The following is an 8,894-nucleotide window of genomic DNA, read 5'->3' as shown; positions in this document are numbered from 1 at the left end:
AATAACTAATTGATTTTTAAAGTAAAAGGTAAATTGGCACTGTTCGGTTTCTGGCGTAGATTCATAGTCAGAAAACGCCCTCGATGGGAGGTCGTGGATTATGGAGAATATTTGAGTTATGAGTGAATTTTCCAAGAAACTAAAACCTGAATTTACAATCGACCAAGTTGATAACGATTTATCTCACACAGTTGAAAGTGCTTCCACAAGATCAGTGCTTTACAAAGCACCAAATGGTTCAATAAAGCCATTCATTTGCAAAGGTGACGATGATGTAGCCTTGTGGGTCAAGCGTTTTCGACCGTTTCTGGATGCGACCATAAATGCAGCGGAAAGCCACGGTGTCAAAAGTGGTGAATTTAAAATTGTACGTGTTCGCGATAGCCAAAAGAACGAAAGCTTTGCGCTTATCCCCCCTCATAAAATCAATATCCTGATGGATAGAGAATTCATGTATGGCTTGGAAGCTGGTTATTATTTGATGGCAGAAACGCTGATCAAACATTGCGAAAACAAACTTTCCGTATTTTCAAAGCCTTTTAGATCGCATGAAAAGGCAGAAAAAGTATTTTTGGATTTCAAATCCGATGTTAGCACCAATGCCATGAGCTATCCGAATTTATACATGATGTTCTGCCAAGACTTGGTGCTTTTAGAATCCCCTTATGCCGCTGAATAAATAACTAATGGAAAGTCCTGTTCAGAAGTAGCTATCTGAATTTACACGGTTTGTTCTCCTCACCGTAGGGCTTTCCCTTATCTTTCGAGGAGATCATATTGAGGAGAAAAATAATGAATAACAATCCTCCAATGGACGCTCCAATAGGAGCGTTTCAATACGACTATTCCAATATCAGCATCAAGTTGGTCGATGCACTGGCCGGGGCTGGCAAAACCTATAATGCGTGTAAATGGGCAGTGGAACGAGCATGTGCAGGTCAAAAAGTGATGATCGTTCAACCTTCCATCAAACTGCTGCAACAAACAGAAGCCGATTTGAAACCCATGATCAAAGCTTCTGGACAACATATTCTGTTACGTCGGTTTGATACGGATGCGCTTGATGGGCAGTCGGTGACGAAATCAGTGATGGCATTCTTGAAAGATTATCCGCAAAAGTCACCTGCCATTGCCATGATGACTCATCAAGCGTTTGACCTTCTACCATACTTTCACCGCGCTCAAGATTGGACTGTCATTTATGATGAGTTGCCTGTCGTAGATATGGACTTGACCATGCGGGTTCCGCGATCTCATGGGATGTTTATGTGGTATGTTCAGCCTGTGGATCAAAGTGACGATTATTACAAACTGATCGCCCGTGAGAATAACGGTCTTCGTAAATTCACCAGAGGTGATGACGATGTGTACCAACCATTGCAAAGTTTCGCCCACAAGATGTTGGATGAGCATTGGAACGTGTACGCGATAAAATCCAATTACCACGATGTCGTTATCGGCAATGATCTTGAAAAGAAAACAAAACTGAGTTTGTTTGCCCTTCTCAAGCCTACAAAGTTCAAGGATTTCCGCGAGACTGTGATTATGGGTGCTTGCGCGATGGAAAGCGTCATGTACCGCCTTTGGTCTTCTTGGGGTGTCCGCTTTGAAGAGCATTCTGAAATTATGGCTGGGCTTCAATATCGCCAGCATGACAATGGAAGTCGATTGAAAGTCCATTATTTCAGTGATGAGGCTTGGTCGAAGAGCCTTCGCGATAAAACAATGAAAGATAGCGACACCACCGTTATGGATGGGATGCTATCAGAATTGATGATGCGCCTGAAAGAAGACGAGTTTCTGTGGGTGGCGAACAACGACGTTGAAGATAATGTCTTTGCCAATTGCGAAGGAGCAACCCGACTATCGAATATTTCCCACGGGTTGAACTCTTATCAGCATATTGATCATGTCGCCTTTTTATCGGCGTTAAATCGAACACCCGCGCATTTCAAGTTTCTACAAGCACAAGGGATCAATGCAGGGGAACTGCGTGATGCACTGGTACATCAAACAACATATCAATCGGTCATGCGTTGTTCGTTGCGCAATCCCAATGCGAACCAGCCTGTGAATGTCTATGTGACAGATATGATGACGGCCGAATGGTTGGCTAACATCTTCCCCGGTAGCTCTGTTCGCTGCTTTACACCAGAAGGATTCGCCATTCCTGAACAAAAACAGCGTGGCCGCCCCGCTCAACATGAAAATGCCGCCGAACGCCAAAAAGCATATCGCCAACGACTTAAAATGGAGCAAATCGCATTGAAGAACGTGAATGCGCAATTGACGGTGTTGGCGGACCTTTATGATACGAAGGGTGAAATCTTTGACGTTTCTGCGGTAGATGACTTCATCAATCAGCTTTATGAAGCGTGGCAGACGACTTACGCTAAGAAGAAGGATAACCATCTGGTGTCATCAGCAGTGTTTAATCCAGCCCTTTCTGATAAGACAGATCGCGGGTTAAAAAACGTCGAGAACACATGGGGTATCTGGCTGGACAATGACGATCCAAACGGCATTTCATGGCAAGACTTCAAACAGGTGTTTGCGCACTTGAAAATGGTCGGTTGCAATTCTCATAGTGGCAATGGTCGTTATCGGGTGTTCTTACCAACAACCACAGCTATGACTACCGAAGTCCATCAAGTCGTTGTTGACTATATCCTCCAGACATTGACCGATTATGGGTATGTGGATCATGGGTTTGACCTTTCCAAACGCCATGCGGCATCACTTTTCTACCTTCCGTGTCAGGCGAAGGGTGGCGATAGTTTCTTTGATGTGTGTGATGGCGAGTTATTGGACCCGCTTGCAGTTCTGAACGTGGTTGAGTTGCCTGATGCGGCTGTGCAGAAAACGTCCGTAGGGAAAGGTGTGTCACCTCAATCCATCCAAACTTCCATTGACCACTATCGTGCTGTTGGTGCAGGAACCGGACAGCGCAACAAGGCGTTTTTTGACCTTGGGTATATTCTTCTGAAAAAGGGTTGTAGCCTCTCAACCATTGAAAAAGCGTTGGAAATGGCTGACTATGACAACAGTCGCCTTGAGAAAGGGCAGATCACCAGCGTCATGAAAAGTCTCGAAAGCGGTCGCTATGGGGGCGTTTGGGGTTAATTCCGAATTTCTTTTGAATGCCACACACGGATGATGACAATATCGCTGTCAGTTTTCATGTATCGAAGAACATAATGGCTGGCTCCAAAGGGGAGGAAAAGTTCGCGCCTCCCCGTGTCATCATCCATCGGGCGACCAATGTCACCGAATTCGTTTAATTGCGCTGCACCGTCAGCAATAGTTTTAACAGCATGTTCTGCGGCAGTTGGGTTTAAGGGCAAAAGAAAATCAAACAGGCGTTGCACGTCCTGTTGTGCTTCCGGTAGCCAGACGATTGACATTATTTTTGTGCCGCTTGAGCTTCTGTAATCAGCCCATCAAAAAAATTGGTCATTTCTTCACTCGATACGCACACACCAGTTTCTTGGAAACGTTGCCAACGATCCATATCTTCCAGTTTTTCACGCTCGAAGGTTTCTTCACGTTCCAGATACTCGGCAATGGCTTTTTTCATCATCCAGTGGGTTGAACGATCTTTATGTTCGCCAAGCTTTTGCAGACGTTCTCGAGTTTCGTCTTCTAACTTGATGCCGACTGTAGTGCCCATTTACCAAAATCCCGCAGGTTGCAACTATAGCAACCATATCAAAATCCATCTCATATGTCATTTAAAACTACACGATCACGTCTGCATAAATAAGTGTATCAATGAGGAGATACACATATGCGATTAAAAGATTTTTCAGCAGCACCTTACCCCAATCACACCAAATCAATCGAAATAGAACCAGCCACGGGCATGAAGGTTTTCACCCTCTTTTTGCGCGTCTGTGGAACGATTCAACTCCCCTACAAGCCTAATCAGGCTTGGCTTTATTTGGTGGATCGCCCCATTAATGAATATGGGTCCAACATTTTAATCGAACCGCTTAGCGCAACTGAATATCTTGCGATGGTGGATTGTTATGGAATTTATCCGATTGTTATTGGTGGCCACGAAAATTTCCAGAACGCTCTGGAAACAGCACAAACATCCAGACCCGTGCTATGGACGGACCGGGGACGGCATGACTTTGATGAGCTTGATATATATGTGGGGTCTGCCCAGCTTACGGATTTTGATGCGAAACGTTCCATGACTTTAGTCCGCACCGCCGAGTTCTTCGAAAATGAGGAGGTGATGATATGAGGCTTTATGAGTTTTGCCCTGAGAAAGCGTCCACGTTCATCTACAATATTGAGTTCTTGGAAGTCCCGGTGGATTTATCGGATACTGACGAAGAAGAGTGGCCCGTGGCGCAAATTAACGGTTCCCAATGTGTGACCATCAGCAAGAAAATTGACCACAAGCGTCCTCACGGGTTTGTCGTCAGAGTTTGCACCTTTGGAAATGATATTTCTGAAATCCAGTCACATATCCGAACATCGGAAGTTCGTTGGGCAGGGCAGTATTTTGACGGACAACGTTGTAATCCGTCGCTCGTAAGTGATGTCATGGAAGTCAAGCGCATGGACCCACACAGTACCGAGGTTATCTATCATGACTTGCGTCGAATGATGGAAGAGGTTCTTGAGCGGATGTAGTCGGAGGTAAAAAGAAAATGACCGATCTTGAAGTTCCAAATCTTTTTAATCCTGCTCATGGAAGGGATTTGAATTTTTCTCCTTCTTTGCCAGATGTTATGGAAGCCGCCAACCAATATAAAAAACGACATAATATCCAAAACGGTTATAAAGACAGAACCCGTGTCGAGTTGCTGCTGATAGATTGCCAGCAAGATTTCTGTTTTCCTGTTTCACCCATTCAAAGTGAAGATCAGGGCGTTGATGTCAGTATCCGTATTGCTGAGTTCATATACAGAAATCTGCCATGCATTTCCTGTATCACGACAATGATGCGTATTCATTGGCCATATCAAATATTTTCACCACTCTGGTGGGTTGACGAAAGAGGCAAAAACATTGAACCCGCAACGGTTATATCCAGTGAAGACATACGTTTAGGTAAATTCCAGCCATCACCGGAAGTGTCTCAATTTACAGGAACAAATTACACTTGGGCGCTTAAACAGTCTGAACTCTATGTCAAAGAAATTGAAGACATGGGACATCAACTTCGCATACATCCCTTCCATTGTTTGATGGGAAGTCACGGATCGAATATGACTGGCATTGTTCAAGAAGCTTGTTGGTTTCATTCAATAGCCCGGGGTGTTCAGCCCAATTTGCAAATCTATGATACCAATCCGTGGACAGAGTGCCGCTCTGTGTTCGGTGCGGATTTCTTATTGCGTTGGGATGGCAAGGGGGCACTTGACCAAAAGGATACAGCACTCGGTCACAGATTATTGAATAATGATCATCTTCTTATCGCTGGATATTCAGGTTATCATTCAATCACATCAACTCTTGATGGTCTATTGCACGAAATATCGTTCAGCGACCCGGGACTGACAAGAAAAATCCATATTTTGACTGATTGTATTTTATCATCGTCAGAAACAGGTGCTGATGTTAAGGAAGTATTAGAAGATTATAATACCGCCGGGATGAAGCTTGTGAAGTCTACAGAACCGATTTAAACTGAATAAATCTATACAAGTACAGCCCTAAACAGCTTGTCAATGTAGGTGTCTTTATCTTCATTTTGGAAAAGAACATGTCTGTTGGCAAAATCATCTGATGTTGCAAGCTCAGGCTTCCACCAACGTACATTTGCCAACGGCGTATTAGATACGATGAAGGAATTCATCGTCACTTTATCCGATAGCTTTGATCCTTCTGTGCGCATCTTGATCTCAATATCCTTTACCGTTTCATAGAAGCGGAGTTTAGGGTCGTCGATACCCTCACAGTGCATGATCCCTTTCGGATCAACAAAAACGATATGCTGCTTTTCACCTTCAATGATCCACAAAATGAAATCAGGATAGAAGTTACCTGCTTCAAAAAAACCGATCCCTCGCCCTTTAGACTGGTTCCGCAGAAGGTAGATTTCCCGATCCTCTAACAATGATGGTTTAGCCTGATAGAAATTACGCAAATCCATTACAAAGTCTCGTTCTCCTTCATTAAGGTGAACTGGTGAGACTTTGAAAAGGTCGGCATCGACACCTCTCTTCAAGTGAAGAAGCGGCGAGTATAGATGCTGGTCAAAGACAAAGGCTTCCCCTTTGCCACCAATGTTAAAATCATCCAAAGTACCATCGTTGATATGCTGTTGTAGTTCTTCAATGCGCTGAATGATGAGCTTTTCTGATTGATCAACCAATACCTTATATTCATCAAAAAAGTTAGGGTCGGCGGGATCAAGTTCTCTGTATTCACGGTGAGGAGCTTCGAAAGCTTCCTTCTGAAATTTGTAGAAACGGTCGCAAAACTTCTTGAGAAGTGAAATTGCAATTTCTTCCCACTCACTTACGCGGGAAAAATCACCAACCTCTAAACGTTCTTCTGGAATATAAAGTGTGTACCAATGTGGGTCACGCAAAAGCGAAAGAATGGCTTGTTTGCTCATATTGAAATTGTGCCAGTTCCGTTCTGCTTTCAAGCGTTGCATTTCAAAATAGATATTTTCAATATCCATGAAAGCTATATGGCGTTCCCGAAGTTTATCTTCGTGAGGCAATGTATCGAAACTGGTTTGCTTTACCCCTCGACTTGCCATTGATTTGACACGGGGGTACCAATCAAGGGTGACTCGGCGTTTTGGTAAAAATTCAGATGGCGGTAATGCCAGTGTGGTTTTTGCCTGTTTTTTGAAATTAATTCCCTCTGGAACACTCACAGTGATTAAGGATGTTTTGGGCAGTTTGAAACGCACAGGAATATTATATTCAACGCGGTCTTCGGGTTTTTTAATACCTTCACCTTCAAGGAATTCGTTGAAACGGGCCATGTAATCAGATTTAACGCCAAAGACATTCAGTGTTTCCAAAATAGGTAAGTCATCGTCTTTGGGAACCCACGCATATTCACCATCCTTGGCAGACCAATGAATTGCTTTGCTTCGTTTCAGTGAGTTTTCAAATCCGCGCAAGCGTACGCCACGACCAAATAATTGGATAATTTCGGAGCCTTCCCTTTGACCAACAAACATCAATCCCATAGTTGCCACTCGGAAGCTGTTCCAGCCTTCCGTGAAGCGTTTTGATCCAATCAACAGATTCAGCTTTGAGCTTTTCTCATTGATCTTTTTGAATAGGGAGTGGCTGAACTCAATTTCCTTACCGTCCAGATCATTATTTTGACACAGGTCGAAAAGTTTTCTGGCATCGCCGACATTGATCACTCCAAAATGGTCGTCACTGTCGCCAACGCGCAGAGCCAATTCACCATCACCACCTTTTAAGTAGTCGATGTGTAGCATCCCACCCGTGTAGGAATTAAACAATCGGGACATGATGTCATTGTACAATGCAGTTGCATCATCTTTGGACTGGATTAGATACGGAAAAGCTTCTGAAAAAATGTCGGTATTTTTTTCGTTAAGAAGTCCCGTGTCCCCGGATATGAGCTTTTCGATATTGGCAAGAGTTCGGGTTTTGTTTGAAATAAACTCTGAAAGGAAAAGCAAAATATCAACAACATCAGAAACGTCGCGTTTATTCTCTTTTCGAACGGCAGTTACCTTACTACCAACGAAAACCCATAATGGGCGATCAATATCGAATGCTTTATATGCTGATTGTCGCTCATCAAAAAGGCGAAGCTGCTGATAGAAAGACAATAAACAAGCTGAAAGATATAGGTGACGATTTTCTTCATCAGCCCTATTCTCATCTCGGCCTTCAATATTCAGGATGTTATAATCTTTGCCAAAGCCATCTGAATGGAAATACCGATAAGAATAATCAAACAAAATGCATTTGGCATAATCATCTGCCAGCCCTGTATTTCCGCTTACCGCCTGTCCTAATGTGGCAGAATATTCGAATGTGAAACCATCTTGTGCGAGACGACGGCGCATTTCAAACCAGACATCACCACTTGCGCCCCGGTGCCCTTCGTCAATTAGTACAAGGTTATTTGTTTCAAACTGATCTACAGAAACAGTTTTCTTACCGCTTTCTTCTCGCAGTTTGTTCATGTCAATGACATCAATTTCTTGAGAAGACAACAGACCTGAGCCTGAACTATTTTTATTAAAGGGAACCGCCCGCATACCTGATTTGCGAAATTCTTCCAGATGTTGATCCGTCAATCCTTCATTGGGTGTGAGAACCACAATGCGGTTGAGTTCATGCAGCTTCTTGTGTTTCTTCATATAATGTTGGAACTGCAAAACGTTGATATGCATCAACAGTGTCTTACCGCTACCAGTGGCGTTCCAGAATGCGAGTTTTCTCAAGCCGTTTTCAGTGAATAGTGAAAGACGGTCTGCCTTTCGCTTTTCACCCCACTCAAGAAGAACTTGATTAAATTTATTTACCAATCTGTTGAGATCATCTAACAGACCGTCGCGATTGCTGAAAAATTGGTCTAAATAGATTTCAGTAAACAACAATGACAAATACTGAAAATATTTCCACTCGATTTTTGGGGAGCGTTTTCGGTTGATGTAATCTGTATGACGCGCAATGTTTGCGTCATATTCCAAAAGCAATTCAGGTGTCAGGAAACTGTCTGAGTTTAACAACCCGACAAGCTCGTCATGATATGCATAACGTCCATCTTCTTTTCGGCTTTCCAAGGTTTCATCAGTAAGGCGGTTTTTGGCAACTTGACGAAACAGATCACCCTCTAAATCCGTCGCATCACCACCGAATTGACTCATGATATAGCGGTTCAAAATGAGTTTATGAGGAAATGGAACAACGGGCATTATTTTG

General features: G+C 43.4%; 8 protein-coding genes. 5 read left to right on the top strand and 3 right to left on the bottom strand.

Going from position 1 to position 8,894, the window contains the following annotated elements; genetic code table 11:
• Positions 1-118 precede the first annotated feature (118 nt).
• Both RYZ26_RS18445 and RYZ26_RS18440 read left to right on the top strand, forming a co-directional pair.
• On the top strand, positions 119-679 hold the full coding sequence (locus tag RYZ26_RS18445) for a hypothetical protein (RefSeq protein WP_317684726.1): 561 nt from the start codon (positions 119-121) through the stop codon (positions 677-679).
• A 113-nt stretch (positions 680-792) separates the two neighbouring features.
• Complete coding sequence (locus RYZ26_RS18440) at positions 793-3,123, top strand: DEAD/DEAH box helicase family protein (RefSeq protein ID WP_317684725.1); 2,331 nt, start codon at positions 793-795, stop codon at positions 3,121-3,123.
• Here RYZ26_RS18440 and RYZ26_RS18435 read toward each other — a convergent pair.
• Positions 3,120-3,404, bottom strand: coding sequence for a type II toxin-antitoxin system RelE/ParE family toxin (locus RYZ26_RS18435; RefSeq protein WP_317684724.1), 285 nt, complete (start codon positions 3,402-3,404; stop codon positions 3,120-3,122). The genes RYZ26_RS18440 and RYZ26_RS18435 overlap by 4 nt on opposite strands.
• A complete protein-coding gene (locus RYZ26_RS18430; RefSeq protein ID WP_317684723.1) occupies positions 3,404-3,670 on the bottom strand; it encodes a CopG family ribbon-helix-helix protein in 267 nt (88 codons plus the stop codon). The genes RYZ26_RS18435 and RYZ26_RS18430 overlap by 1 nt, the downstream gene beginning before the upstream one ends.
• A gap of 117 nt (positions 3,671-3,787) precedes the next feature.
• Between RYZ26_RS18430 and RYZ26_RS18425 the strand changes: the two genes are divergently transcribed.
• From RYZ26_RS18425 to RYZ26_RS18415, 3 genes are all read left to right on the top strand, one after another.
• Positions 3,788-4,252: a hypothetical protein gene (locus tag RYZ26_RS18425; RefSeq protein ID WP_317684722.1), complete on the top strand. Its 465-nt coding sequence runs from the start codon at positions 3,788-3,790 to the stop codon at positions 4,250-4,252.
• A gap of 68 nt (positions 4,253-4,320) precedes the next feature.
• Positions 4,321-4,647 (top strand): hypothetical protein, encoded by a 327-nt coding sequence (locus tag RYZ26_RS18420; RefSeq protein WP_317684721.1) that lies wholly within the window; start codon positions 4,321-4,323, stop codon positions 4,645-4,647.
• Positions 4,648-4,664: 17 nt separating this feature from the next.
• The gene (locus RYZ26_RS18415; RefSeq protein WP_317684720.1) at positions 4,665-5,645 is read left to right on the top strand and encodes a hypothetical protein; all 981 of its coding nucleotides are present in this window, start codon (positions 4,665-4,667) and stop codon (positions 5,643-5,645) included.
• 11 nt (positions 5,646-5,656) lie between these two features.
• Here RYZ26_RS18415 and RYZ26_RS18410 read toward each other — a convergent pair whose 3' ends face one another.
• Positions 5,657-8,887: a DEAD/DEAH box helicase family protein gene (locus RYZ26_RS18410; RefSeq protein WP_317684719.1), complete on the bottom strand. Its 3,231-nt coding sequence runs from the start codon at positions 8,885-8,887 to the stop codon at positions 5,657-5,659.
• Positions 8,888-8,894 lie beyond the last annotated feature (7 nt).

It is taken from the genome of Terasakiella sediminum (assembly GCF_033100395.1).
Lineage (GTDB): Bacteria > Pseudomonadota > Alphaproteobacteria > Rhodospirillales > Terasakiellaceae > Terasakiella.
The sequence above is the reverse complement of the archived record's forward strand: the minus strand, read 5'-3'. Positions and strand labels throughout refer to the sequence as shown.